This is a genomic window from Mesorhizobium sp. M8A.F.Ca.ET.202.01.1.1, from assembly GCF_004791595.1.
In the GTDB taxonomy this organism is placed as follows: Bacteria; Pseudomonadota; Alphaproteobacteria; order Rhizobiales; family Rhizobiaceae; genus Mesorhizobium.
On sequence record NZ_SRUN01000014.1, the window covers coordinates 54,548 to 80,619 of the forward strand.

Genomic DNA, 26,072 nt, shown 5'->3' on the forward strand with positions numbered 1-26,072 from the left:
ATTCGGGCGACATGACGGCGCTGAATCTTTCGAAGCTGATCACGGCCGCCGCGGATACGATTGCCGAGCACGCCGAGGAATTGACGGCGCTCGACCAGGCGATCGGCGACGGCGACCATGGACTGAACATGAAGCGCGGCTTCGAGGCCGTGCGCGCCGAGGCGGATGTGTTCGCGGCAAAGCCGCTGCCAGACACACTGAAGGCGATCGGCACCAAGCTGGTGATGACGGTGGGCGGTGCGTCCGGCCCACTCTTCGGCACGTTGTTCATGGCGCTCGGCAAGGAGATTTCGGCGGAACCTGATCGCGCCAACCTGACGACTGCCTTCGGCAAGGCGATCGAAGCGGTGGCCGCGCGCGGCAAGTCACAGGTTGGCCAGAAAACCATGCTCGATGTGCTGCAACCGGTGCATGACGCGTTAGCCGGGGGAAAGACGGTAGCTGAAATAGTCGACATCGCCGACGCCGCCGCCGAATCGACCGTGCCGATGAAGGCGCTGCGTGGGCGTGCCTCGTTCCTCGGCGACCGCTCGATCGGCCATATGGATGCCGGCGCGCGCTCGACCGCGCTGCTGGTGCGCACGGTGGGACAGGCGATCGGGGAAAGCGCATGAGCAATGTCGGGATCGTGATCGTCTCGCATTCGCCGCTGGTCGCGGAGGGCACAGCCGACATGGTACGCCAGATGGTGGGCGACGAAGTGCCGCTTGCATGGTGCGGCGGAAACGGCCATGGCGGGCTCGGCACCAGTGTCGAGGCGATCATGGGCGCCATCGACAAGGCCTGGTCGGAAGCCGGTGTCGCCATCCTTGTCGATCTCGGCGGCGCCGAGACCAATTCGGAGATGGCGGTGGAGATGATCGGCGAACCGCGCGCGCAAAAGATCATCGTCTGCAACGCGCCGATCGTCGAGGGCGCGGTAATGGCGGCGACCGAGGCCTCCGGCGGCGCCTCGCTCCGGGAAGTGGTGGCGACGGCGCACGAATTGTCGCCGTCGTGAGTGAACGGGGTTTTTGAAGACATGTCCGCAACCGCAGAAGCGACCGTCCTGATCACCCACGATGTGGGCCTGCATGCGCGTCCTTCGGTGAAGTTCACCAAGCTGGCCAAGAGCTTTGCCGCCGATGTGGAAATTGCACTCGCCGCCAACGGCCCGTGGTTCGACGCAAAAAGCATCGTCAAGGTGATGGCAGCCAAGGCGCCGAAGGGCACGGTGCTGCATATCAGGGCCAAAGGCGATGGCGCCGATGATGCGATCCGCGCGCTGATCGAACTGGTGCAGCGCGATTTCGATGAGGACGCCGGCCATGTCCGCTCGGCTTGAGGCCGTTGCATGCCTTGGCCGGCCCGCAGGGAATGCGGGCCATGCGCATTGAAGGTGTTCCGGCCTCGGCCGGCTATGCCGAGGGGCCCCTGTTCGAACTGGACCGGCCTGCCGGCGTCTATGCAAGCAAGGCAAGCTCCGCCGAGGAGACGTTGTCGCTGGAAGCCGCGATCGGCAAGGCGGTGAGCCGGCTCGTGGCCATGGTCGGGACCGCCGACAGCGATGCCGCCGGCATACTCGAATTCCACATCGCCATGCTGGAAGACGATGCGCTGAGCGGGCCGGCCTTCGCATCGATCGCTTCCGGAAAAACCGCCGACGCGGCCTGGCGGCAGGCACTCGATGCCGAGATCGCCGGCTACGACGCCTCGGACCAGGATTATTTCCGCGCCCGCGCCGCGGACCTGCGCGATATCAGGGACCAGGTGCTGCGCGCGCTCACCGAGGACGGTGACAGCACGGCACCGGCCGGCGCCATTCTCTGCGGCGAGGATATCGCGCCGACGCGGTTTCTCGAAACCGACTGGAGCCATGGCGGCGGCATCGCGCTGAAGGCAGGCAGCACTGCCAGCCACGTCGCCATGCTGGCGCGCTCGCGTGGCGTGCCGATGGTCGTGGGTCTGCGCGAGCCGCTCACCGCTGGTGCCGGCATGGCGCTGCTCGACGCCGAGCACGGGACTATCGTTCTGGCGCCCTCGCCCACGGAGATCGGCTCGTTCCGACAGGCGTCGTCTTCCTTCGCGGCTCGACAGGGTAAGGCACAGACATTTCTGGCGCGGCCGGCGGCGACGAAGCGCGGCACCGCGGTGCGCGTGCAGGTCAACATCGCCGACCCCCGCGATGTCGATGCCATCGACATCGCGACCTGCGATGGTGTCGGCCTGATGCGTACGGAATTCCTGTTCGGCAAGACGCTACCGGATGAAGAGACGCAGTATCGCGCCTATCGCAAGGTGCTGGAATGGGCCGGCGAAAAACCGGTGACGATCCGCACCGTCGATGCCGGAGGCGACAAGCCGGTGCCGGGCTTCACCGTCGAGGAAGGAAATCCGTTCCTCGGCCTGCGCGGCATCAGGCTGTCGCTGGCCAGGCTGGATATATTCCGTGTTCAAATCAGGGCATTGCTGCGCGCCGCACCACACGGCAATCTCAAAGTCATGTTTCCGATGATCGCCACATCAGAAGAGTATGAACGCGCCGCCGCCCTGTTCGCCGAGGAGCGGGCGGCGCTCGCCGCGCGCGGCGTCGCGCACAAAATGCCGCCGCTCGGCATCATGGTCGAGGTGCCCTCGGTGGCCATCGCGCCGGAGGCGTTCGCCGGCGTCGCCTTCTTCTCGATCGGCTCCAACGACCTCACGCAATATGTGATGGCGGCTGCCCGCGACAATGCCGCGGTCGCGCATCTCAACTCCGTCCGCCATCCGGCCGTCCTGCGGTTGGTCGGTTCGGTCGCGGCCTTCGGACAGGAGAACGGTATCCCCGTCAGCCTGTGCGGCGACGCCGGCGGTGATCCTGCTTCGATCCCATCGTTGCTCGAGGCCGGCCTGCGCGATCTCTCGGTCGCGCCGGCGCAACTCGCCATGGCCAAGGCGGCCATCGCGGACGTCCGGGTCTAGGCGGCTGGCATGATCGACAACGCATACCAACCCGGCTCCGAGGAGGCGATCCGCGCCTACAAGACGATCCTGTCGCAGGTCATCGACCAGCGCCCGTCGGGCATGCGCCAGCGCCTCGCCGACGCGCTCGGCAAGCACCGCAGCTTCGTCACGCAGATTTCGAGCCCCGCCTATTCGATCCCGATCCCGTCAAAACATCTGCCCGCCATCTTTTCCGTCTGCCATTTCAGCCCAGCCGAGCGCGACCAGTTTCTCGCCGCCTATCACCAGGCACATCCCGGGAAGATCTCGGTCGCCGCGGGCGCACGCAAGACAAGGCACGTTTCGCTCATCGTGCCGGATTTCGGCGATGACAAGCAGAATGCAGCGCTCGACCGCGCGATCAACGAATTCATCCAGAAGGTCACCAGCATCACCGGCAAGAGTGGCTGATCGACCCTTGATGTCAGGCTATTTCGGGAGGAGACGGCCGTGAAGAAATTCATGAACTCGGTGGACACGGTGCTGACCGAGAGCCTCGACGGTTTCGTGGCCGCCCATGCCGACATCCTCGTGCTTGGCGAGGAGCACAAATTCATCCGCCGCAAGGCCCTCGAGCCGGGCAAGGTGGCGCTGATCTCCGGCGGCGGCTCCGGCCACGAGCCGCTGCATGGCGGCTTTGTCGGCCATGGCATGCTGGACGCCGCCTGTCCCGGCCAGGTGTTCACCTCGCCGACGCCGGACCAGATGCTGGCAGCCGCGCAAGCTGTCGACACCGGCGCCGGCTGCCTGTTCATCGTCAAGAACTATGAGGGCGACGTGATGAATTTCGACATGGCGGCGGAGATGTCGGAAGGCGTCCTGCAGGTGGTGACCAATGACGACGTCGCCGTCGAGAATTCGTCCTATACGACCGGACGGCGCGGCGTCGCCGGCACATTGGTGGTGGAAAAGATCGTCGGCGCTGCCGCCGAGCAGGGCCTGGCGTTGCCGGCGTTGAAGGCGCTGGGCGACCGCGTCAACGAGGCGACCCGCTCGATGGGCGTGGCGCTGACCAGCGGCACCGTGCCGGCGGCCGGCAAACCGACCTTCGACATCGGCGATGGCGAGATGGAATTCGGCGTCGGCATCCATGGCGAGCCCGGCCGCCGCCGCGACACCTTGAGGAGCGCCGATGCGATCGCGCACGAGATCTGCGCCGCGATCCTGGGCGATCTCGGCGACAGGGCGAACGGCCCGGCGCTGCTGTTCGTCAACGGCTTCGGCGGCACGCCGCTGATGGAGCTCTATTTGATGTACAACAGCGCCCGCCGGATTTTCGAGCAGCATGGCGTGACGATTGCCCGCTCGCTGGTTGGCACCTATGTCACCTCGCTCGACATGGCCGGCTGCTCGGTCACGCTGACCCTGCTTGACGACGAATTGACGGGCTGGTGGGACGCACCTGTCCACACGGCGGCGCTGCGCTGGGGCATGTAACGCTGGCTTCCCCTTGGCTTTTCTGCGACCATCCGGGCGATCCCGCTATCGGTAACACCTGTCCGGATTGATGCTGCCATCCCTTACGCCCGCCGAGGAAAAGTTGCTGCTGCGCTTCGCCGACCCGGAGGCCGCGGCGGTCGAGGACAATTTGTCGGCAAAGGCGCTGTCGGCTCTGCTCGACAATGCCGAATTCCACGGCGTCCTGCCGATCATGCTGCGCAAGCTCAGGGAGCGCGGCGACGCGCACCTTCCGTCGAACGCTGGCTTGCAGGACAAACTCGACGATCTGCGCCAGAAGGCGACGATCGCTACCGGCCAGTCGATGCTGCTGCAGTATCATGGCGACCGCATCATGAAGGGGATGGCGGCGGAAGGCATTCCAGCGCGGATCGTCAAGGGGCCGGTGTTCGCGCGAAAACTCTACCGTAACGCATCCGACCGGCCGTTCACCGACATCGACATCCTCGTCGAGCCCGCCAACCTTGCACGGGCAAACCAGGTGATCGCGGCGTCAGGCTTCGAGCTTGGCAGCAACGAGGCGGAATCCTACCAGCTGCAGGAATTCAAATGGCTGGAAAAGGAGAATTCCAGCCTGCTGGTCGAGCTGCATGGCGACCTTGTGCACGACACCGGCATGCGTCGCCGCCTGTCGCTGGGGTTTCGCGAGCTGGGCATCATCGACGGCGAGGCTATGGACACGCCGGCAGCCCTTTTGACGATCGCCATCGTGCATGCCGCCGGCGGGCATAAATTCCACCGGCTGCAGCTTTGTGTCGACGTGCTGCAAGGCGTACGCGCGCTGCGATCACCCGAATCGGAAGCCCGCCTGCTCGACGCCGCCCGCATGACCGGCATCGAACTCGAACTGGCGATCGTGCTCAACGTGACCGGCCGCCTGTTCGGCGAACCGCATGCGCTCGAACTTGCCGGGCGGATCAAACCCGACCTGTCGATACGGTTGGCCAAGAAGCTGATCACGACGAACACGCTGCTCAGAGTCAATTCCAGGGAGAAGATCGGCTCGCGCCTGCGCCGCGATGCCTTTCGCTGGATCCAGCGCCTGGCCAAGGCCAGGCCATACGCCGCTTGAAGTGGCCGTCAGTCCCGTGATGTCAACGTGGCGCTTATCAGCGCCGCCGCATCGGCCGGGCGCGCGCCTACTTCCAGCGTGAAGGTCGGCACCGACGAGACCAGTCTGCCGATCGTCGCCAGCCGGCGCTTCTGCAGCGGCAGCAGGCCGGTCGCGCCGGTTCGGACGTTGTCCATCGCCAGCGCCACCATGGCGTCGGTCCTGGCCATCGGCACGAGCCGGGTCTCTTCGTCGGCGGATCGCGCGAGGTGCAGGAGCGCGGCCACCGGACGGGCGGTCGGGGTTTCGATTTTCACGATCCCGCCCAGCTTTTCCAGCGAAACAGCCTGTTCGCCATTGCGGTCCCAGGATGGCCCGAGGCATGGCGCCACCTGCGGGATCATTCGCGCGGTCTTCTCATGGATCTTGACGTGGCGTGGCAAACCCCAGGCAACCGGCGTGGCGCCAGCGACATTCAGGATCATGGCGTCGTCGGAGCACAGGCCGAAACCATGCGTTGCCAGGGCCAGCGAGGTCGTGGTCTTGCCGGTACCGCTCGGGGCATGGATCAGCACGACGGCATCCCGGCCCGGCAGCGTCAGGCCCGCGGTATGCAGCATATGCTGGCCGCCGGCATCGAGCGCGGCGTCCAGCATCAGCATCGACGGCGTCCAGGCGGCCTTGCTGTCGGGCACGATGCAAAGCCGAGCCCAGCCCTTCTCGCTGACCTCGACGGTCTGGCGTCCTGGCAAGACCAGATGGACGCTGGCGCCGTGGGTGATCATCCGGCAGTAGCCGTCGTCCGGTATCTCGCCCTCGAAAACCAGGGATCCGGCGGGTGTCTCGTCCAATGCTTCCGCGTCGGCGATGTCGAAACGAAAATCCGCTTCGGTCGAACCTTCGACGCGCAGGCCGGCGAGCATCCTGTCGAAGTCTAGCCATAGTTCGGCCCGTTCGGCTGAAATGCCGAGCACCTGGCCGTTGAGATCATAGTAGACGCAAGGTCTGGTCAAGCGGGGCGCACCTTCGTGGCGCGGTCATGGTGGCGATAGATTTCGACCATGCCGGGAAGGCTGTGGCTGACCACCGGCCTGCCGTCGAGGCAGACCCAGCAATGCGCCGACAGCCGGGACGCTTGCAGCGACTTCGGATCGACGCCGAAACGCAACTCCGGATCGAAGCCGGCAAGGCGCAGGAAACGGTGGCCGAGCAGCCCTTCCCGCAGGCATCTGCGGTCACGCATCAGCCAGGGATGGCGGACAATGCGGTTGACGCGAGCGACAATGTAGGCGGCTGGCAAGCCACGATAGGGCGTCGGCGAGGCAAGCGGCGCCCATTCCAGCACCTCCTCGAAGCTGCGGTTGGCAATAAGGACCGGCATCAGCCGCGCGCTTGCCCAGAGATGGCAGCGGAACAAGGCGCGCAGGAGAGGACTGTCCGCCATCAAACAGTACCTTCAGCTATCAAGTCCCGGAGCGGCCAGAATGCCTTCCGAGACCAGATCGGCGGCCAGTGCCGCCATGTCCTCGTCAAGCGTGCCCTTGTCGACTTCGAACTCCTCGCAAAGCAGGCCGACGATCTGGCCGAGGCTGCGCGCGCCATCCACCTTGTCGAGAAAGGCTTCGGTCGTGCCGTTGCAGGTATAGAGCTGGCCGCTCCGGGCCAAAAGCACGACCGCGCCGTCGCCGACATGCTGGACCGAGGCATCTTCCGCCAATCTCAGAACCGTTCCAGAGGCAATTTCCATCACGAACCCCAAAAGCCATGCGAAACCCCGGAATGAGATAGCGCGGTGGTGGGGCTCTGTCTATCGACCGGCTGGGGGATGGCCCGCGCAGCTCTGTGTGAGCGACAGATCCTTGTCAGTCGCAACATCCATCCACAGCTGAAATCCTCCCAGAAATAGCCGCCGGAATGACACGCTAGGCAAGCGCGTGGACCGGCAGGACCGTTGCTTTTCTTCCCTTAGGTAAGGTAAGAACTCCCCGTATGTTGGGGAGATAGGGTATGCGTTACAATTGGGAGCGGGCTCCGACGACTTTCGAACGTCATCGAAAAGCGCTTGCGACAGCCATTTTGATCTTCGGCGGCGTCGGCCTCATGCTGGTGGCCTTGCCGATCTAGCGTGATCGACTTTTGTCCAGCAAATCCGGTTCTTTAGACGGCTATCGACGGGTTGCTCAGCGGGGTTGTCCGGTCACCGCGATGAAGCGGCGATCGCGCCCCTCAAAGCCCTGGCTGAAGCGCTGCACCAGCACAACGATCACCGCCGGCTTGCCGGCCGGTGTGTTTTTCATAGGATTCCGACAGGCTGTTTGTCCTCATGCAGGGTCTTGAACCAGCACAATCGCGGGCCCTGGCGCGATACGCCACCGATGGTGCATTCGTTCACCCCTCGATGGCGCGCTTCACGACACCGCGCCTATCAGGTCAAGACGCGGCCAACTGAGACGAAAATGCAGGGAGACAACGCCCGAAGAAACAACATAGGCTACTGGCGAGGACGGCAGATGGTTCCTGGGGAGGATATGGATGGCTTCACGCTATCACGAGGTCTATGACGGCTGGAAACGCGACCCGGAAAAATTCTGGGCCGACGCGGCCGAGGCCATCGACTGGTATTCGCCCTGGGACAAGGTGTTCGATGCAGCAGCCGGCGTCTATGGCCGCTGGTTCACCGGCGCGACCTGCAACACCTGCTACAACGCCCTAGACAGGCATGTCGCCGGCGGGCGGGCCGACCAGATCGCACTGATCCATGACAGCGCCATCACCGGAACGGTGAAGAAGTTCACCTATGCCGAACTCAAACGCGAAGTGGTGGCGCTGACCTCGGTGCTGAAGAACCGCGGTATCGGCAAGGGCGACCGCGTCATCATCTACATGCCGATGGTGGCGGAGGCGGCCATCGCCATGCTCGCCTGCGCCCGCATCGGCGCCGTGCATTCGGTCGTGTTCGGTGGCTTTGCCTCGCATGAGCTTGCCACCCGCATCGACGACGCGAAGCCGAAACTGATCATCTCGGCCTCCTGCGGCCTGGAGCCGGGCCGGGTCGTCGCCTACAAGCCGCTGCTCGACAGAGCGATCGAGATGTCCCGCCATAAGCCGGACGCCTGCCTGATCCTGCAGCGCGACCAGTTGCGCTGCGATTTGAAGGACCATTTCGACATCGACTATGCCGACGCGGTCGCCCGCGAACGGGCGGCCGGCGCCAATGTCGACTGCGTGCCGGTGCTGGCCACCGACCCGCTCTACATTATCTACACCTCGGGCACGACCGGCCAGCCCAAGGGCATCGTGCGCGACAATGGCGGCCACATGGTCGCGCTGAAATGGACGATGGACAACGAGTTCGGCGTCAAGCCGGGAGAAGTATTCTGGGCAGCGTCCGATGTCGGCTGGGTGGTCGGGCATTCCTACATCGTCTACGGACCGCTGCTGCATGGCTGCACCAGCGTGCTCTTCGAAGGCAAGCCGATCGGCACGCCCGATGCCGGCACCTACTGGCGGGTGATCTCGGAGCACGGCGTGGTCGCGCTGTTCACCGCGCCGACCGCCTTCCGCGCCATCAAGGGACAGGACCCCAAGGGCGAGTTCGTGCCGAAATACGATCTGTCGAAATTCCGCACGCTGTTCCTCGCCGGCGAACGCGCCGACCCCGAAACCATCAAATGGGCGGAGCAAAAGCTCAACGTGCCGGTGGTCGACCATTGGTGGCAGACCGAGACCGGCTCGCCGATGACGATCAACCCCGCCGGGCTCGGCCTCTTGCCGGTAAAATACGGCTCGCCCGGGGTGCCGATGCCGGGCTACGACATCCGCGTGCTCGACGATGCCGGCCATGAAGTGCCCCGCGGGACGCTGGGCAATGTCGTGGTCAAGCTGCCGCTGCCGGCCGGCTGCCTGCCAACGCTGTGGAATGCCGACGACCGCTTCCGCCAGGCCTATCTCGATGAGTTCCCCGGCTTCTACAAGACGGCCGATGCCGGCATGGTCGACGAGGACGGCTATCTCTACGTGATGGCCCGTACCGACGACATCATCAACGTCGCCGGCCACCGGCTGTCGACCGGCGCGATGGAAGAGGTGCTGGCCGCCCATCCCGATGTCGCCGAATGCGCCGTCGTCGGCATCGCCGATGCGATGAAGGGGCAAATTCCGCTCGGTTTCGTGGTGCTGAACGCCGGTGTCGCGCGCGACGGCGGCGCCATCGAAAAGGAGGTCGTCGCGCTGGTGCGCGAGCGCATCGGCCCGGTCGCCGCCTTCAAGACGGTGATAACGATCAAGCGGCTGCCCAAGACACGGTCGGGCAAGATCCTGCGCGGCACCATGCAGAAGATCGCCGACAAGGAAGCGTGGACGATGCCGGCGACCATCGACGACCCCGCCATCCTCGAGGAAATCACGGCGGCTCTGAAGGCGCGCGGTATCGGCGTCTGAGGAGCACTGCCGGCAGATGAGTGGAGCTTCAGTTCCGCGATGTTGCGGCGCGGCGAACTTTGTGATGGACGCATCGCACAATCGTTGATTGTGCGATGCAACATTCCGCCTTACAGTTCGCGTGGGGGGCCATTCGATGGGATCGCATGGCTCAGCAGAAAACAACGTTCGGCGGCATCGACATCCTGCGGTTTCTCGCCGCCGTGCTGGTCATGGTCTACCACTACGGCTTCTGGGTGTGGGCCTATCCCGACGGCATCTCGGCGCAAGCGACCGGCGGCGTTCCCGCACAGCCCGGTATCGGCGCCTGGGTCGAATCCGGCTGGGTCGGCGTCGAGATCTTCTTCGTCATCAGCGGTTTCGTCATTGCCTTCAGCGCCGAGAATTCGACGCCGCTGCGGTTCTTCGAGGCAAGGGTCAAAAGGCTGGCGCCGGCGGTGTGGATCTGTGCGCCGATCACCGCGGCGCTGTTGCTGCTGATTGGCTCGAGCTGGCCGACCGATGCGGTGGTAAGGCTCGCCCGAACGGCCCTGTTCGCGCCCTATGGTCCGTGGGTTGACAGCGTCTACTGGACGCTCGGCATCGAGATCGCCTTCTACGCCGTCGTCTGGGTCCTGCTGCGGCTCTGCCGCTTCCATCTGATGGAAGTGGTTGCCATCGTCATCGGCCTGGTCAGCACGCTGTTCTGGTGCCTGTACTATCCGCTCGGCTGGTCGGACTTCGCCGAGACGCGCTGGCTGCAGCTCATCCTGGTGCATCATGGCTGTTTCTTCGCGGTCGGCGTGCTCATCTGGCTGATGCGGTTCAAGGCGGTGACGCCTTCCCGCCTTGGCTTCTGCCTGCTGTTCCTCGGCGGCGGCGTGCTGCAGATCGCGAGTTCCGTCGATGTCCACAGCATCAAGGTCGGAGCCGTGATGCCCTACGCACCGCCAATCCTGATCTTCCTCGTAGCCATCGCACTGATGGCGTGGTCGCTCAGGCTCAACCTCAGCTGGAGCGGCTGGCGCCGGATCGGCCTGATGACCTATCCGCTTTATTTGATCCACGACGTCATCGGCGCGGCGATGCTCGGCGCCATGGTGCGCGCCGGGCTGCCATATCTCTTCTCGATGGCAATGGTCGCCGCGACCATGATCGCGGCAAGCTGGCTGGTGGCGACCGAAGCCGAGCCGCGCATCCGGCTACTGCTCGACCACACGGTTTTCCGCTACCGGCTTAAGGCAGCGTAGCCGTCCAGCTTCGCCGCAGCGCTTCTTGTCCAGCCGCATAAAGGCGGCGGCAGATGGAACTTTGCGTAGTCTCGAAACAAGAAGCGCAGCGCGCTCTCAGGAGATGGTAGGCAACGGCCTATCTCAGACCGCTGTCTTCGACCGCACTTCCGACTTGTCGAGATAGTAGCTCGAGTACTTGTCGAAGAATTTCTCCGATGCGCCGAACGATCCGTATTTGGCCAGCTTCTTCAGGTCGACCTTGTTCAGCACCGCGCCGACGATCTTGTTGGCGACATAGGGTTCGGATTCCAGCATCGAGCGCACCATGGCGCGCGGCGTGCGGCCCCATTCGGTGACCAGCACGAAACCGTCGACGAGCGGCGCGAAGGCCTTGGCGTCGACCACCGGCCCGAGCGGCGGCAGATCGACGACGATGTATTCGAACGTCTCCTTGGCGTTCTCGATGAAGCGCCGCATGCCGGCCGAGGAGAGAAGCTCGCTGGTGTGCGAGAAATGCCCACGCGACACGGCCGGGATGATGGCCAGCTTGGTCTGCCTGTCGATCTTGCCAACGGACTGCCATGTCTGGCCGCTCACCACCGCTTCCATCAACCCTTGCTCGGCTTCCATGCCGAGGCTGCGGCTGAGGCCCGGATTGCGCAGGTCGCCGTCGATGAGCAGCGTCCTGGCGCCATTGGCGGCGAGCAACCCGGCGAGATTGGCCGCGACCGTCGACTTGCCTTCGCCGGGCAGGACCGAGATCACGCCGATGACGCGGCTGCCTTGCCCTTCCATGACGACATCGAAGGCGATCTTGGCACTGCGCAGCGTTTCGGAGAACATCGATGCCGGAGCGTCGATACTCACCCGCATTCGCGCCCGCCTTTCGATGGCGGCCGGCGATCTGGCGACCTTGAGATCGGGCTCGGCCGGCTTGTCTTCCTTCGTCGGTTTGCTACCGATGGTGGGCAGGTAACCGAGGAATTTGAGGCCGACGCGGTCGCGCACCTCCTCGCCGGTCCTGAAGAACCGTTCGTTGAACTCGTTGAGGCCGCCGAAGCCCGCGCCCATCAGAACGCCGAGCACCAGCGAAAGACCGAGCACGATGATGGTGCGCGGGCTCGAGGCGGCAAGCGGGGTCGACGCATCCGAGATGATGCGGATCTTGCCGACCGGGAAGGACTGCTGCTGGGCGGCTTCCTCGTAGCGGCCGAGGAACGTCTGGTAGAGCGTGGTCAGCGCCGTCGCCTTCTGGTCGAGATCACGCAACTGGACCTGCGACTGGTTGTCGATGGAGCTCTTGCCCTGCGCGGCGGCGACATTGGCCCTGAGCGCGGTTTCGCGCGCCAGCGCCACCTCATACTCGTTGCGGTAGCTTTCGGTCAGCTGCTTCAGTTCGCCGAAGATCTGCGCCGATATGTCGGCCTTCTCCTTGGCGAGCGCCACCGCTTGCGGATGCTGCGGGCCGAAATTCGCCTCGACATCCTGCTGCCGTTTGGCGACGGTGAGGTAGCGTGTCTTCAGCGCCGCGATGACGGAGCTGCTTGGCTGGTCGCTGGATATTGCGGCGTCCTTGAAAGCGTTCTCCGAACCGCTGTCGACGATCGACTTGTATTGCTGGTAACGGGCGCTGGCACGCGCGGTGTCGGCCTGCGCCACGATGAGCTGGGCATTCAGGTCGGCGAGTTGCTTGGCGCTCATCAGCTGGCCGTCGCTGCTGGCGGACAGGCCATGTTCGGCCCTGAATTTCTCGACCGCCAGCGATGCCTGCTGCGAGCTTTCGCGCAGTTCGGTCAGCCGGCCCTGCAGCCAGACCGCCGCGCGCTCGGTGGCGTCGAAGCTGGCATCGAGCTGGTCGGCGAGATAGGCGTCGGCATAGGCCTTCGTGATGGCCTTCGCCAGCGCCGGATCCGTCGCCTGGTAGCCAAGCGCGATGACGTAGCTTCGTCCGACGCGATCCGCCTGGATCTCGTTCTGCAGCTTGAGGATGGCGTAGTCACGGCCGGATGCGGCAATCAACGCGTCGCGCGCGGCGGGGTCGAGCTTGCTGATATCGCCGACGCCCGGCATGACCGGGCTTGGCCGGACATATTGGATCAGTCCGCGGATCAAGCCGATGCCCTGGGCAAGCGCCGATTGCGGCGGGTTCATGAACGCTTCGTTCTGATCGAGCTTGAGCTTGTCGACGACCACGGCGGCGAGCCGCGTCGAGGTCAGGATCTCGATCTGGCTGAGAATGGCCGAATCGGTCTGCATGGTCGTCGACGCCGCCGAAATGTCGTCGACGATCTTGTTCAGCCCCTCATCGATCAGCACGCTGGAGACCGACACGAATTTTGGCGGCGTGGTCTGCAGATAGAGCATGCCCAGGAAAAGGCCGATGACGGCGCACACGCCAACCACCTTGGCCTGCCGTGCGGCCATGCCAAGCAGCCGCTCGATATCGATGAAGTCGTCGCCGTCTCCTGCGTCCGAATTCGGCAATGGCATCCTCTTGTCGAGAGGAAAGTTGGCATAATTCATCTTCGGTCCAATTCTGGCTTGTCTCGCTCGCAGGCCCCAGAAAGATCGGGAGCATTGGCGGACGCGACACACGCTTGGTGCCGGACAGCGCGGAGCCGGCCGGCCCTTCCGCCGTCAGCCACCCGACAATACTCCCGAAAGATGGGCATTATGCGGCTTCTTCCTGGCGTTCATGCGTCCGGACGAACTCCCGGAGCATCTCGAAAACCGGGCCCTTCATGTCGTCGCGCGCCAGCGCGAAGGCGATATTGGCCTGGATGAACCCTTCCTTGGAACCGCAGTCGAACATGCGGCCCTTGAAAGGCTGAGCAAAGAATGGCTGCTCCTGCGACAGGCGGACCATGGCGTCGGTCAGCTGGATCTCATTGCCGGCGCCGCGTTGCTGGTTGCCCAGAAGCTGGAAAATCTCGGGCTGCAGGATGTAGCGGCCGTTGATGTAGAAGTTCGACGGCGCGTTGGCCGGCGCGGGCTTTTCGACCATGGCCGTCACCTCGAAGCCGCCGCCAATGTCGGCGCCACGGCCGACGATGCCATATTTGTTGGTCTCGGTGGGATCGCAGCGCTCGACGGCGATGACGTTGCCGCCGGTCTCGGCATAGAGGTCGGTGATCTCGGCCAGGCATCCGCGACCGCCGAAGGAGACCATGTCAGGCAAAAGCAGGGCGAAGGGCTCGTTGCCGATGACCTCGCGCGCGCACCAGACGGCATGGCCGAGGCCTTGCGGCGATTGCTGCCGGATGAAAGAGGTGGCGCCGGCCACCGGCAGCATGCTTTCGAGCGCTTCCAGCTGTGTCTTCTTGCCGGTCTGCTCCAGGGTTCCGATCAGTTCCGGATGAAGGTCGAAATAATCCTCGATGACCGCCTTGTTGCGGCCGGTGACGAAGACGATGTGCTCGATCCCGGCCTCGAAGGCCTCGTCCACCGCATATTGCACGACGGGCCTGTCGACCACCGGAAGCATTTCCTTCGGCATCGACTTGGTCGCCGGCAGAAACCTTGTTCCAAGCCCCGCCACCGGTATCACGGCCTTCCTGATTTTCTTCATCGCAAATTCCTTCTGAGGAGATCGACTTCAGTCCATTCACAGGCCACGAAAAATCCCTCCATGTGCCTGCATCTTCACCTCCCCACCCCCACGGCAAACTGTGCCGCTACTCGTCGCAACCGCACGGCGATCGGCATGCCCATGTGCCTGACCGCCGCCGGGTCGCTGAGCGCCGTCCGGATCGCCTTGAGCGGGGACCGCGCCTTGATGTGCTGGACCATCGCCAGGAATGAGGCCGCCTTGCGCAAGCTGCGGCCGCGCCGGGCGAAGGCTGCCTGGGCCTCCTCGTCCATCCGATGGGTTTGCGCGAATTCGGCATCCGCCTTGCGCATCGCCTCGACATGATGAGGCTCGAGCACGCGCGAGATCGAACCGCTGCGGATATGATAGGCATAGCCGATATCAGGCTCGACCACGCATCTGCCGCCCATGGCCAGGGCTTCGGCAAAAAGGATGTAGTCTTCGCCGATCCTCAGTTCCTCGTCATAACGCAGCCGGTTTTCGTCGAGGAAACTGCGCAGGAAGATCGGCTTGAGGTAGCCGAGATTGAATTTCGATTCGAAGACGACATTGCCGGCGATGTAGGTGGCCAACGAAATCTCGCCCAGGCCTTCCAGATACTGGCGCGGGAACATCGCGTCCTCGACCACGCCGTCCTCACGGACGACCTGGAGATTGTCGACGGCGATCTCGGCGTTCGCCCTTTCGGCGCGGCCGATCATGGCGGCGATACGGCCGGGAAAGACGGCGTCGTCGGAATCGAGAACCGCGATCCACCTGCCCCGGGCGGCGTCGAGCCCGGCATTCCTGGCCCCGCCGGGGCCCCTGTTCTTGTCCAGCGCCAGGACGCGCACGATGTGCTCGGGATAGGCCCGCGCCACATCGAGGGTGCCGTCACGGGACTTGTCGTCGACGACGATGATCTCGAAGCTGACACCCTTCTGGGCGATGGCGCTGGCGATCGCCCGATCGAGGGTTGCCTCGGCGTTGTAGGCGGCAATCACAAAAGAAACATCGGGAACGGAGGAAATGTCAGGCCGCACGCTTGCCTCCTTCCCCTGGTGAAGGCTGGCCGTAGAGGCGCAGTTCGCGAACGCCGACAAGGCCGCTGACGACGCCGACATGCATGATGCCGCGCAGCACTCTGCGGTTCCTGCGTATCGGGCTGGCGACAACCGGAAGGGCGGCGGCAAAGCAATAAGCGGCCTTTGCCGCGGCAAGGGCGGCCTGCTTCACCCGTGCAATGCCGCCGGCGTCGCGGCCCAGGAGATGGCCGTGCGTCTGGCCGACCCGGAAACGGCGGCGGCTGAGCCAGTCGAATGCCGCCCTGGCCCGTGGCACGGCCTCATCCACCCATGCCTCCGGCGCAAACGCGATCCGGCCGCCTGCCTTGTGCATCTGGTCGAAGAATTCGGTGTCCTCGCCGCCGGTCTGGCCGCGCGCCAGGCTGAAGCGGCGGCCGCGCAGGCTGTCCGACCCCATGCGCAGCAGGACGTTGCAGGTGTAGCCGGTGCGGATTTCGCCGCGCACTCGTACCGGCAAGGTGGAATGGAAATCGCCGCGGCGCATCCAGTCCGGCGCATCCGGACGGTAAAGCGCGCGCACCGGGCCGAGCACGGCTGTTGCACCGCTTTCCTCAGCTGTCGCGACCAGCTCGGCCAGCCAGCGGGCGGTGGCGGTTTCGTCGTCGTCGATGAAGGCCAGGAAATCCGCTTCGCTGGCATCGAGGCAAGCGTTGCGGGCAATCGAGATGTTGCGCGCCGGGCAATGCCGGTAGCGGACCGTCAGCTTCAAGTCCCGTGACAGCGTCGCCACCAACTCCCTGGCGCTTGGCGTGTCGTCATTGTCGGCGACGATGACGCCGACCTCGAAGCCGTCAGGCATGGCAAGCGCGGCAAGCGAGCGCAGCGTCTCGGCCAGTTCCGGCCGCCGGAACGTGCACACGCCGATGTCGATGCGGCGGTTCCTGGTCTCAACCGCCATCACACCGCCCTCCGCCGTGCGCCGAGGCCGAGAAGCTGCAGCCAGAAGCCGACGGACCAGCCGAAATGCATGACCATCGCCGAGACGCCGGCAAGCGCGATATCGGCATTGCGCTGGCCGATGGCCGTCACCAGGCCGTAGCCCAGGCACACCGCCACCCACAGCAGCAGCGGCAGCGCCGCAATCCAGTGCACGAACGAGAAGGCCGCGAGAAGGACCACCGGGAAGACCGCCAGCGGCACCATCTGCCTGACCTTCGGGATCACCCGATGTTTCAGCACGTTCTTGGCCCGACCGCGGCCATAGCCGAGATACTGGAAATAGAGGCCGCGCAGCGAGGTGCGCGGATAATAGACCATCTGCGTCCTGCCGCTCATCCAGATCCTGTAGCCGGCCTGCCTCAGCCGATAGTCGAGTTCCGCATCCTCGTTGTGGCTGAACGTCTCGTCATAGCCACCGACGGCCTGGAAGGCCGATATCCGCATCAGCGCGTGATGGCCGTGGTCGACCCATTCTCCGGCGGAGAGGTGGCGGTGCTTCGAGCCACCGGTGCCGAGCTTGGAATTCTGCGCCGCCGCCGCCGCTTTCTGCACGGTGCCGCTGCCGCTGGTCAGCATCGAAACCACGACCGAATCGGCACCGGTGGCCTGCGCCTCCTCGACCAGCCGGTCGCAATAGTCTTCCGGATAGCCGCCATGGGCATCGATGCGGATCAGATAGTGCGCGCCCTCGCCAAATCTGGCCACCGCCAGGTTGATCGCGGCGCTCTGGATGCGCTTTTCATTGTGAAGCAGCACGATGCGCGGATCGTTCTTCTGGCGCTCGCCGACAATGGCGAGCGTGCCGTCGGTGCTGCCGCCATCGGCAACGACGATCCGCGCGCCAAGCCGTTCCGCCGCCGGGCAGAGCTGGTCGAGCAGCGCACCGATATGGGTTGCCTCGTTGAGACATGGGATCACGATCAGGCTGGGGGCAAGCGCTTGCGTCATCGGGCGATGTCCATCCTATGCCAAGGCTTCGGCTGCGAGGGGCTCGCGCATGGTGGTCAGGCGGCGCAGTTTTTCGACCAGGGCGCTGCAGTCGCCGCGATCGTAGCTCCACATTCTCGGATTGTGGGCCAGCACGCGCGTCTTCAGCCTGCCGAAACGGTGCTGCTCCATCCCGCCAAGCGCGGTTTCCAACGCCTCGGGCGTGGCCTGCGGCAACAAAACGCCGATATCGCGCTGCCGCAGGAACCGTCCGGTCTCGGTGTTGTCCATCGAGATCGGCACCGCGCCGAAGCGGCAGCCTTCATAAAGGCGGTTGGGCAGCAGCCATTCGGAGTTCTGTCCCTCCTCGAAGAAATCGATCGCCCAGGAGAAATGGACGTCCTGATAGATCGCCGCCATGTCCTCCGGATTGCGATACGGCCCGCCAAACGACAGATAAGGTTCGGCCTCAACGAAGGCATGGAAATCCGGGAATTCGGAAAGTGCCGGACGGCCGCGCAGCACGATCTCGAACCGGCCCTCCATGCGGCGCGTGAACCCGGCAAGCAGTTCGAGCGAGCGGCGGCAGCGCAGCGCCCCGAACCAGCCGATCCGCCATGGCGGGGCTACGGGTCCTTCGACCGCCTCAGGCTCGCCAGGCAGAACAGCCGCTGCCTCGAAATATTTGTTCTCGACCAGTTCCACCGGTGCCGCGACCTGGCGGAAGGGCCTGAAATAATTGGCGATGAAGGCGGGCGAACTGGTCACCAGCAGCTTCACGTCGCGCGCCAGATGGCGCTCGGTGGCGCGCAGCGCCTTGCCCAGAGCATCATCGCGGAGCACCAGGCGGTGAATGTCGAGGCATTCATAGACGATCGGGACCGCGGCGCCGAAAGCCGACCTTGCCCGGCGCGCCAGCGCCAGCATTTCCAGATTGCGCGCGATGATGAGATCCGGCTTCGGCATGCGCTTGAGCTTCGAACCTATCGATACCGCTGCTTTCGCCACCGCCGTCAGGCGCTGCGCGAATCGGCCATCACGCGTCGCGCCAAGGTCGATGGGCCGCAATCCTTCGATATCGGCGACAGGGGCGGCGGTACGGCGGAAGCCCGCCAGGGTGACCCGGGCGCCACCTGTCCGGAGCATCGTGATCCGTCGGCGAACCGCCGGGTCGGAAATATCGTGCACCAGGTACAAGACATGCAGCATGAAAACTCGACCGCTGTTTGACCCACCCAGGGAAAGCCTAGTACAGCTCTTGCTGCATCGCAACATTTTTGGCACGGCGATCCACGTTTTCTGTTGCACTGCAAAATTATTGCCGTAGTTTGTGGTCGGCGGCGGTTGTGGATTTCGGGCCCCGGAATCCGCGCAAAGATCAGGAATCCTGAATTTGGAAGCCAATCCATTCGATCCGCCGGAAGGCTCTCTGCGCAAATCGGTCGGCCGCGGCGCCGTCGTGACCGCCATGGCGCAGTCGGTGCGGGTCGCCACGCAGATCATATCCGTCATCGTGCTGTCGCGGCTCTTGTCGCCGCAGGATTTCGGTGTCGTGGCCATGTGTGCGCCGGTGCTCGCCTTCATCGCCCTGTTCCAGGATTTCGGCCTGACCCAGGCGACGATCCAGAAGACAGGCATCCGGCACGAGGAGGTGAACTACCTCTTCTGGATCAACGTCGCCGTCAGCGCCATCCTGGCCTGCGTGCTCGCGGGCGCGGCACCCCTGGTCGCTGCCTTCTACGGCGAGCCGCGTGTCGCTGGCCTGGTGGCGGCATTGGGGCTGCAGATCCTGGCTTACGGCCTGGGCGCACAGCATCTGGCGCTGCTGACGCGCCGCATGCAGTTCGGCCGCCTGGCGATCATCGACGTCGCCGGGGCCGTGGCGGGTCTGGCGGTATCGATTGCCTGGACCTTCATCGACCGCTCCTACTGGGCGCTGTTTGCCGGCACGCTGACCGGGGCGGTGCTTCCGACGCTCTGTTACTGGGCAAGCTCGCGCTGGCGCCCGGGCATGCCGCGCAAGGTCGCGGGCATCAGCGAGCTGATCAATTTCGGCGCCGGCATCACCGGTTTCAATTTCGCCAATTTCTTTGCCCGCAATCTCGACAACGTGCTGATCGGCAAATACTGGGGCGAGGCCCAGCTCGGCCTTTACGACCGTGCCTACAAGCTGCTCCTGTTCCCGCTCAGCCAGATCACCAATCCGCTGTCGAAGGTGATGGTGCCGGCGCTGTCGCGGCTGAAGGACGAGCCGGACCGCTATCGCAGCGCCTATCTGCGCGTCATGCCGCTGATCCTTTTGGTAGCGCTGCCCGGCGTCGCTTTCGCCACCGCCATGTCCGATGTGCTGATTCCCTTCGTGCTCGGCGAGCAGTGGCGCGCCAGCGCCTCGATCTTCCTGGCGCTCGGCTTTGCCGGCCTGCTGCAGCCGCTCAACAATCCGGCGGGCTGGCTTTTCGTCAGCCAGGGCCGCTCCGGAGACTTCATGCGCTGGGGCATCATCACGGCGGTGACCTCGGTGCTTGCCTTCGCGCTCGGCCTACCCTACGACGCGCTCGGCGTGGCGGTCGCCTATGCGGTCAGCGAGTATCTGCGCACGCCCTTCCTGTGGCTCTATGTCGGCAGGAGCGGACCGCTGCAAGCCGGCCATGTGCTGCGCGCGGCAACGCCGTTCGTGCTTGGCGCGCATCTGGCGCTGGGCGCGGTCTGGCTGGTCAAGCCGATGCTGCCGCAGCAGCATGTCGTTGCCCTGGCCAGCGGCGCCATCCTGGCCTACGCGATCACCATCGTCGTCGCGCTGGCATTCGCGGCCGGACGCGAAGCCTTGCGGGAGGCCTTGAAAATGCTGCCTGCAAGAACGCCGGCGGCGACGCCGCGTGAGGCGCAATAATTTCGGCGCCTTTGTCGTCTAACCCTATCCCACCCGAGCATCAGGCCTGATCCATGCACTACCGATCGATCTCCGACATGAACGACGCGATTGTGAGCAACCTTCACCGGCTGCCGCGCGACATCGACCTGGTGGTCGGCGTTCCCAGAAGCGGCGTGCTGGCCGCGACGCTGGTCAGCCTTGCGGCGAACATTCCGATGACCGACCTGGATAGCTTCCTGGAAGGCCGGGTCTACACGTCAGGCATCACCAAGCGCAGGGCCGCACTCGACCGCAAAGTCTCGGACATGCGCAAGGTGCTGGTGATCGACGACAGCGTTTCCGGCGGCAATGCCATGCGCGACGCCCGTGCCCGCATCAAGGGCGCCGGCATCGAGGCCGACTACACCTTTGCCGCCGTCTTCGGTCTGGAGCCCGAGCATCAGGAGACCGATCTGGTGTTCGAGGTCGTTCCGCATCCGCGCATGTTCCAGTGGAACTTCATGCATCACAAATTCCTGGCGCAATGCTGCGTCGACATAGACGGGGTGCTGTGTCTCGATCCGACCGAGGCCGAGAACGACGACGGGCCGGCCTATGAAAAATTCCTGAGCGAGGCGCGGCCGCTTCATGCCGTGACCCAAAAGATCGGCTGGTTGGTCACCAGCCGGCTCGAGAAATACCGTGCGTTGACCGAGGCGTGGTTGGCCAAGCACGAGATCCAGTACGACAAGCTCATCATGCTCGATCTGCCGAGCAAGGCGGAGCGCCAGCGGCTTGGCGCGCATGGCAGTTTCAAGGCCGATTTCTATCGCAAATCCGATGCCATCCTGTTCATCGAAAGCGAGCATGCCCAGGCGCTGAGGATCACGGAACTGTCGGGCAAACCGGTCCTGTGTGTCGAAACGCACATGGTCAGTTTTCCCGATGCGCTGTCGCTTCCGGCCCTGGGCCAAGCCGCGCGGAACCTGCCGGCAAGGCTGCGCCAGGTCAACTCGCAAGAAGGCCGCAAGAGCGCCGCCAAGACCATCGCCCGCGCCCTGCTTGGCGCGCGCGGCTATGAAACGCTGAAGAACCGGGTCAAGCGCCCAGCCTGACGCGGCGCGATCGGGTCGCTGTTTGACTAAGCGGCCTGGCGCGCGCTCTGCTGTGCCGCCCTGTCCAATATCGAGAAGAAGGTGACGAACTGACGGTCGGGGTCGAGCTCCGGCCGCCCGGCGAAGCTGCGCGCGAGGGCCGAGACCCGCTCATATTCCTTGTTGTCATTCCACAAAAGCCTGACGGCGGCGACCCAGTCGGCGAGCGGAGCATCATAGTCGAGCACCGCGCCGCCAGGGCCGATCGCTTCGGGCAGGCCGCCGCGGCGGGAGCCGACGACGGGAATGCCGCTGCAATGGGCCTCCGAGGCCACCCGCCCCCAGGCCTCTTCCCATTTGCTGGGCGCCAGCAGGATCCGGGTGCGGCCATAGACCGTCTTCATGTCGCTGGTGCGGCTTTCCAGCGTGACATTGCCGAGCGGCGCGATCGTCTGCTCGATGCGTGCCCGGTGATCGTCCGCCAGTTTCCAGCTTTCGACGAACAGGAAAGGGATTTCGGGGCACGCGCCGGCGATGCGCACCGCAAGCTCGAAGCCCTTTTCCTCATATGGGTTGATCAGGGTGACGAACTGGCCCGACGTCGGCGTGCTGTAGTGCGTCGGATTGATGGTCGGCGGGATTACGGTTGTCTCGATGCCGAACTCCCTGGCGTAGGTGCGCGCGGTGAACTCGGAATTGGCGATATAGAGCGCCGAGCCCAATTCGCGCAGGTCGCCTCCCAGTTCGTGAAACTCGACATTGCGGAGATAGACGACCAGCGGCACGCCCTTGGCCTGCAACGCCTTGCCGAGCGGAACCGATTTGTGACACTGGACCACCGCGACATCCGGCTTCACCCTGTTGACGGCGAAGGCCGCCGCCTCCCAGGGGAACCATGCCCGGATCACCGGGTAGCCGGGAAAACTGTCGACGACCGCGGGCTGGCGCAACAGCTTCATCTTTGCACGCGCCTTGAAGCCGAAGACACCATCGCCAAACAGAGCGGCGAGCACCGCGGCCTCATGCCCATGCTCGATCAACTGCTGTGCCAGATGGTGAGTGCTCGACTGGACGCCGCCGCTGAACTCCGGTGGGTAGCCATTGCCGCCTGCAAAGAGAACTTTCATGATCCCGGCTCCTCGTCTATCCATTTCAATGCCTCGGCCCATGAAGGCCCGCGTCCAAGGCCGCTTCAGGCAGTCTTTGGCGGATCAAGCGTCGCGAACGGATTTGTGCATGACTGCCATCCGGTGAACCGGATGGGATCATTGGGCGAACCGCGCCAGGCGTAGTCCGTCAGCATGTGGAATTCGGCAACAACCCAGCGGTCGAAATGCCCGAGGTCGCGCTGCTTCTGTTTTGGCAGCAACTGGCGTGCCTGACCGAGCTTCGCCTTCTCGAGCAAGGTGACGGCATCGCTCAGTTTTTCGCTGGGAAACATTCCCGGATTGCGGTTGCGGAACTCGAGCACGAACTGCTGCAGGTGCTCGATGCGCATGTTCAGCCTGCCGAGGTATTTTTCGAGCGTGACGCGAACCAGGTCCTCGTCCGAGAACGAGGACACGGCCGCGTAGGCCACGCCCGTCGATGCAACTCCGCCTGCCATGATGGCCAGTGCCGAACGCCGCGTGATTTCGATCATCGCATACCTCCCCTCACGCCATCCGGCTCGCTGCCCGCAAGGACAGAGCTGCCGCGGTCAGGCTCGGATTGGCGCAGGAACAGCTGGGATAGGTACTGGTGCCGACGACAACCAGGTTTCTCAACCGGTGATGGATCATGTTGCTGTCGATCACCGAATCGGCCGGGCCGGTGCCCATCCGCAACGTGCCCTGGACATGCGATTCCGTTGGCCGGATCCCGCGGTCGAACAACCGCTCCACCGGTAGCGGGGCAAGCAGTCCAGGCAATTTCTCAAGCGCCCGGGCCATGCCTTTGACCGCGTAGCCCGACGGTGCCTTGAAGCTGACGAAAGCATTGTCGTCCTCGTCGAGAGTGACGAAATTCTCGTGGTCGAGCAGGTTTTCGGTGACCACGACCAGCGGCAGCGCCTGGCGCAGCCGCCCCTTCTCGGCGCGCATCCCGTGCTGCCAGCGGTTCTCGAAATAGACCAGGGCCGCCGCATGCTCGGACCGGTGCGGACCGTCATAGAGGCCGAAATTCAGGCCGGTGGTGATGGTGCTGCCGTCGAAATTGTCGACGCCGTCGAGATAGACCTCGAAATTCCAGCCATAGGATTCATGCAGGCCGCGCCCGACGAATTCATCTCCGAGGCCGGAGCGCAGCATGATCGCCGCGCTCTGGATGGCATTGGCGCCGAGAACGAAGAGGTCGCCGCTGGCCTGATATTCCTTGCCCTCATGGACGAAGGCGACCGAACGCACCGTGCCGCCGACATGGTCGAGCCGCCGCACCTCGGAGCCGAGGCAGACCGATACGTCGGGATGCTCGAAGACATGCATCAGGCCATTATTGGCGGTGAACTTGGCATCGGCCGGGCACAGCCAGCAACGCAGATTGGCGCAGCAGGAGCTGCGTTGCGCGGTCGGCACGCGGGCCCGCGCGGTCGGCATGACGAAATGCTGGTCGGGCTGGGCCGCCTTCATCATCCTGTCCGGCGTCGACATGCGATGCGGCGGCTGCGGAAACGGCCTTGAGCGCGGCAGCATCGCCGCCATGTCCGGATCGCCCGAGATCGACATGATGTCTTCGGCGTCGCAATAGAACGGCTCGACATCGTCGTAGCTGATCGGCCAGTCATTGCCGATGCCGTAGGTGCTTTTCAGCCTGAAGTCGTTGGGATGGAAGCGTGGCGTCTGCGCGAACCAGCAATTGGTCCCGCCGCCCAGCCCGATCGTGTAATTCCACGGCTTGTCGGAATTGGTCTTGTAGGTCGTCTCGTCGTCGATGTCGGTGTTGACGTTCTGGTCGAGCTGCCATTGATGCGTGTTGTGACGGCCCCATTCGAGGACGAGTATGCGCGCCTTACGCCGCCTGGCGAATTCATGCAGGAAGAAAGCCGAACCGAAGCCGGAACCGATCGCGACAACATCGAAATGATCCTTGGTGACTTGCTCGGGCTTGACGTCCAGCACCATCAGTTGCAACTCCTTTCCGCGCCGGGCGCAGCCGTAGGGTCGAGCGGTCTCATGCCGCCATTCTGCCGATCGAGTGATATTCGATGCCGTGGCGCGCCACGACCTTGGGATCGTAGAGGTTGCGGCCGTCGAAGATGACCGGCGTGGTCAGTGCATCCTTCAGCGCATCGAAGGACGGTGCGCGAAAACTCTTCCATTCGGTGGCGATCAGCAGCGCATCGGCGCCGCGCAGGGCCGCTTCCTTGGTACCGCACAGCATCAGGTCGTCGCGCAGCCCGTAGATGGCCTGGCATTCCTGCATGGCCTCGGGGTCATAGGCCTGCACGTTCGCGCCGGCCTTCCAGAGCGCTTCCATCAGCACACGCGCTGGCGCCTCGCGCATGTCATCGGTGTTGGGCTTGAAGGCCAGGCCCCACAGCGCGAAGGTCTTGCCCTTGAGGCTACCCTTGAAATAGCGATGCACCTTGTCGAACAGGATGGATTTCTGGTCGTTGTTGCGCTCCTCGACGGCGCGCAGCAGCTTGGCGTCGAACTTGACGCCCTCGGCGGTCTTGATCAGGGCGCGTACGTCCTTGGGGAAACACGAGCCGCCATAGCCGAGACCCGGATAGATGAAGTGATAGCCGATGCGCGGATCGCTGCCGATGCCCTTGCGCACCTCCTCGATGTCGGCGCCGAGCTGTTCGGCGAGGTTCGCCATCTCGTTCATGAAGCTGATCTTGGTCGCCAGCATGCAGTTGGCGGCGTACTTCGTGAATTCGGCGCTGCGCACGTCCATCACGATCATCTTCTCGTGGTTGCGGTTGAAGGGCGCGTAGAGTTCGCGCATCACCGCCTCGGTTTCCTCGCTGTCGGTGCCGACGATAATGCGATCCGGCCTCATGCAGTCGGCGACGGCAGAGCCCTCCTTGAGGAATTCAGGATTCGAGGCGACGTCGAAGCTCAAATCGTCGCGGCCTCTTTTCTTCAGCGTCTCGGCGATCCTGGCCTTCACCTTTTCACAGGTCCCGACCGGTACGGTCGACTTGCCGACGACGATCTTGGCGGCATCCATCTCGCGGCCGATGGTCTCGGCGACCGCCAGCACATATTTGAGGTCGGCCGAACCGTCCTCGCCGGGCGGCGTACCGACCGCGATCATCTGGATTTCGCCGTGCCTGACGGCAGCCGCCGCATCGGTGGTGAACTTGATGCGGCCAGCGGCATGGTTCTCCCTGACGATGCTTTCAAGGCCTGGCTCGAAGATCGGGACGAAGCCCTGGTTGAGCCGCTCCACCTTGCTAGCGTCAATGTCGACGCAGACAACCTGGTGACCAACCTCGGCAAGCACCGCCGCCTGTACGAGGCCGACATAGCCAATTCCAAACACCGTCAAGTTCATTCGGTTTC

At 64.3% G+C, this 26,072-nt stretch carries 25 protein-coding genes; 11 read left to right on the top strand and 14 right to left on the bottom strand.

The window, feature by feature from the left end:
• Nucleotides 1-11 precede the first annotated feature (11 nt).
• The 7 genes from dhaL (at nt 12) to EN845_RS26675 (ending at nt 5,491) form a co-directional block, all read left to right on the top strand.
• On the top strand, nt 12-614 hold the full coding sequence (gene dhaL, locus EN845_RS26645) for a dihydroxyacetone kinase subunit DhaL (RefSeq protein ID WP_127873001.1): 603 nt from the start codon (nt 12-14) through the stop codon (nt 612-614).
• Nucleotides 611-1,000: a dihydroxyacetone kinase phosphoryl donor subunit DhaM gene (gene dhaM, locus EN845_RS26650; RefSeq protein WP_127278068.1), complete on the top strand. Its 390-nt coding sequence runs from the start codon at nt 611-613 to the stop codon at nt 998-1,000. The genes dhaL and dhaM overlap by 4 nt, the downstream gene beginning before the upstream one ends.
• Before the next feature lie 21 nt (nt 1,001-1,021).
• Nucleotides 1,022-1,324 (top strand): HPr family phosphocarrier protein, encoded by a 303-nt coding sequence (locus tag EN845_RS26655; protein ID WP_127278067.1) that lies wholly within the window; start codon nt 1,022-1,024, stop codon nt 1,322-1,324.
• A 41-nt stretch (nt 1,325-1,365) separates the two neighbouring features.
• A complete protein-coding gene (gene ptsP / locus EN845_RS26660) occupies nt 1,366-2,940 on the top strand; it encodes a phosphoenolpyruvate--protein phosphotransferase (protein WP_167531472.1) in 1,575 nt (524 codons plus the stop codon).
• A 9-nt stretch (nt 2,941-2,949) separates the two neighbouring features.
• Nucleotides 2,950-3,372, top strand: a complete 423-nt coding sequence (locus EN845_RS26665; protein ID WP_127278065.1) for a hypothetical protein — start codon at nt 2,950-2,952, stop codon at nt 3,370-3,372.
• 39 nt (nt 3,373-3,411) lie between these two features.
• Nucleotides 3,412-4,398: a dihydroxyacetone kinase subunit DhaK gene (gene dhaK, locus EN845_RS26670; protein ID WP_127872999.1), complete on the top strand. Its 987-nt coding sequence runs from the start codon at nt 3,412-3,414 to the stop codon at nt 4,396-4,398.
• A gap of 70 nt (nt 4,399-4,468) precedes the next feature.
• Nucleotides 4,469-5,491 carry a nucleotidyltransferase family protein gene (locus tag EN845_RS26675; RefSeq protein ID WP_127872998.1) on the top strand — a complete coding sequence of 341 codons (1,023 nt, stop codon included), beginning with the start codon at nt 4,469-4,471 and terminating at the stop codon, nt 5,489-5,491.
• 8 nt (nt 5,492-5,499) lie between these two features.
• Here the strand turns inward: EN845_RS26675 and EN845_RS26680 are convergent, their stop codons facing one another.
• The 4 genes from EN845_RS26680 to EN845_RS36180 all read right to left on the bottom strand — a co-directional run bounded on the left by EN845_RS26680 (nt 5,500) and on the right by EN845_RS36180 (nt 7,767).
• The gene (locus EN845_RS26680; RefSeq protein ID WP_127872997.1) at nt 5,500-6,483 is read right to left on the bottom strand and encodes a serine kinase; all 984 of its coding nucleotides are present in this window, start codon (nt 6,481-6,483) and stop codon (nt 5,500-5,502) included.
• The gene (locus EN845_RS26685) at nt 6,480-6,914 is read right to left on the bottom strand and encodes a lasso peptide biosynthesis B2 protein (protein ID WP_127280435.1); all 435 of its coding nucleotides are present in this window, start codon (nt 6,912-6,914) and stop codon (nt 6,480-6,482) included. The genes EN845_RS26680 and EN845_RS26685 overlap by 4 nt, the downstream gene beginning before the upstream one ends.
• 12 nt (nt 6,915-6,926) lie before the next feature.
• Entirely contained in the window at nt 6,927-7,217 is a 291-nt protein-coding gene (locus tag EN845_RS26690; protein WP_127280436.1) for a PqqD family protein, read from the bottom strand.
• A gap of 433 nt (nt 7,218-7,650) precedes the next feature.
• Nucleotides 7,651-7,767: a DUF2259 domain-containing protein gene (locus EN845_RS36180; protein WP_245511806.1), complete on the bottom strand. Its 117-nt coding sequence runs from the start codon at nt 7,765-7,767 to the stop codon at nt 7,651-7,653.
• A gap of 235 nt (nt 7,768-8,002) precedes the next feature.
• Here EN845_RS36180 and EN845_RS26695 point away from each other — a divergent pair, with 235 nt between their 5' ends.
• Nucleotides 8,003-9,910, top strand: a complete 1,908-nt coding sequence (locus tag EN845_RS26695; protein ID WP_127872996.1) for a propionyl-CoA synthetase — start codon at nt 8,003-8,005, stop codon at nt 9,908-9,910.
• 146 nt (nt 9,911-10,056) lie between these two features.
• Nucleotides 10,057-11,139, top strand: coding sequence for an acyltransferase (locus EN845_RS26700; protein ID WP_127872995.1), 1,083 nt, complete (start codon nt 10,057-10,059; stop codon nt 11,137-11,139).
• Nucleotides 11,140-11,262: 123 nt separating this feature from the next.
• Here the strand turns inward: EN845_RS26700 and EN845_RS26705 are convergent, their stop codons facing one another.
• The 6 genes from EN845_RS26705 to EN845_RS26730 form a co-directional block, all read right to left on the bottom strand.
• Complete coding sequence (locus EN845_RS26705; protein ID WP_127279769.1) at nt 11,263-13,644, bottom strand: polysaccharide biosynthesis tyrosine autokinase; 2,382 nt, start codon at nt 13,642-13,644, stop codon at nt 11,263-11,265.
• A 148-nt stretch (nt 13,645-13,792) separates the two neighbouring features.
• The gene (locus EN845_RS26710; RefSeq protein WP_127279770.1) at nt 13,793-14,689 is read right to left on the bottom strand and encodes a UTP--glucose-1-phosphate uridylyltransferase; all 897 of its coding nucleotides are present in this window, start codon (nt 14,687-14,689) and stop codon (nt 13,793-13,795) included.
• A 74-nt stretch (nt 14,690-14,763) separates the two neighbouring features.
• Complete coding sequence (locus EN845_RS26715; RefSeq protein ID WP_127872994.1) at nt 14,764-15,732, bottom strand: glycosyltransferase family 2 protein; 969 nt, start codon at nt 15,730-15,732, stop codon at nt 14,764-14,766.
• Nucleotides 15,722-16,672, bottom strand: coding sequence for a glycosyltransferase family 2 protein (locus EN845_RS26720; protein WP_127872993.1), 951 nt, complete (start codon nt 16,670-16,672; stop codon nt 15,722-15,724). Before EN845_RS26720 ends, EN845_RS26715 begins: the two co-directional genes overlap by 11 nt.
• On the bottom strand, nt 16,672-17,661 hold the full coding sequence (locus EN845_RS26725) for a glycosyltransferase family 2 protein (protein WP_127872992.1): 990 nt from the start codon (nt 17,659-17,661) through the stop codon (nt 16,672-16,674). Before EN845_RS26725 ends, EN845_RS26720 begins: the two co-directional genes overlap by 1 nt.
• Nucleotides 17,662-17,676: 15 nt before the next feature.
• Nucleotides 17,677-18,849, bottom strand: a complete 1,173-nt coding sequence (locus EN845_RS26730) for a glycosyl transferase family 1 (RefSeq protein WP_127872991.1) — start codon at nt 18,847-18,849, stop codon at nt 17,677-17,679.
• A gap of 184 nt (nt 18,850-19,033) precedes the next feature.
• Here EN845_RS26730 and EN845_RS26735 point away from each other — a divergent pair, with 184 nt between their 5' ends.
• Nucleotides 19,034-20,530, top strand: coding sequence for a lipopolysaccharide biosynthesis protein (locus EN845_RS26735; RefSeq protein WP_127872990.1), 1,497 nt, complete (start codon nt 19,034-19,036; stop codon nt 20,528-20,530).
• Nucleotides 20,531-20,583: 53 nt separating this feature from the next.
• Nucleotides 20,584-21,606 carry a phosphoribosyltransferase family protein gene (locus EN845_RS26740; protein WP_127872989.1) on the top strand — a complete coding sequence of 341 codons (1,023 nt, stop codon included), beginning with the start codon at nt 20,584-20,586 and terminating at the stop codon, nt 21,604-21,606.
• 26 nt (nt 21,607-21,632) lie between these two features.
• Here EN845_RS26740 and EN845_RS26745 read toward each other — a convergent pair whose 3' ends face one another.
• From EN845_RS26745 to EN845_RS26760, 4 genes are all read right to left on the bottom strand, one after another.
• Nucleotides 21,633-22,712 (bottom strand): glycosyltransferase, encoded by a 1,080-nt coding sequence (locus EN845_RS26745; RefSeq protein ID WP_127872988.1) that lies wholly within the window; start codon nt 22,710-22,712, stop codon nt 21,633-21,635.
• 65 nt (nt 22,713-22,777) lie between these two features.
• Complete coding sequence (locus EN845_RS26750; RefSeq protein WP_127872987.1) at nt 22,778-23,227, bottom strand: hypothetical protein; 450 nt, start codon at nt 23,225-23,227, stop codon at nt 22,778-22,780.
• A 13-nt stretch (nt 23,228-23,240) separates the two neighbouring features.
• Nucleotides 23,241-24,683 (bottom strand): GMC family oxidoreductase, encoded by a 1,443-nt coding sequence (locus EN845_RS26755; protein ID WP_127872986.1) that lies wholly within the window; start codon nt 24,681-24,683, stop codon nt 23,241-23,243.
• Nucleotides 24,684-24,732: 49 nt separating this feature from the next.
• Nucleotides 24,733-26,064, bottom strand: coding sequence for a UDP-glucose/GDP-mannose dehydrogenase family protein (locus EN845_RS26760; protein ID WP_127872985.1), 1,332 nt, complete (start codon nt 26,062-26,064; stop codon nt 24,733-24,735).
• Nucleotides 26,065-26,072: the final 8 nt, after the last annotated feature.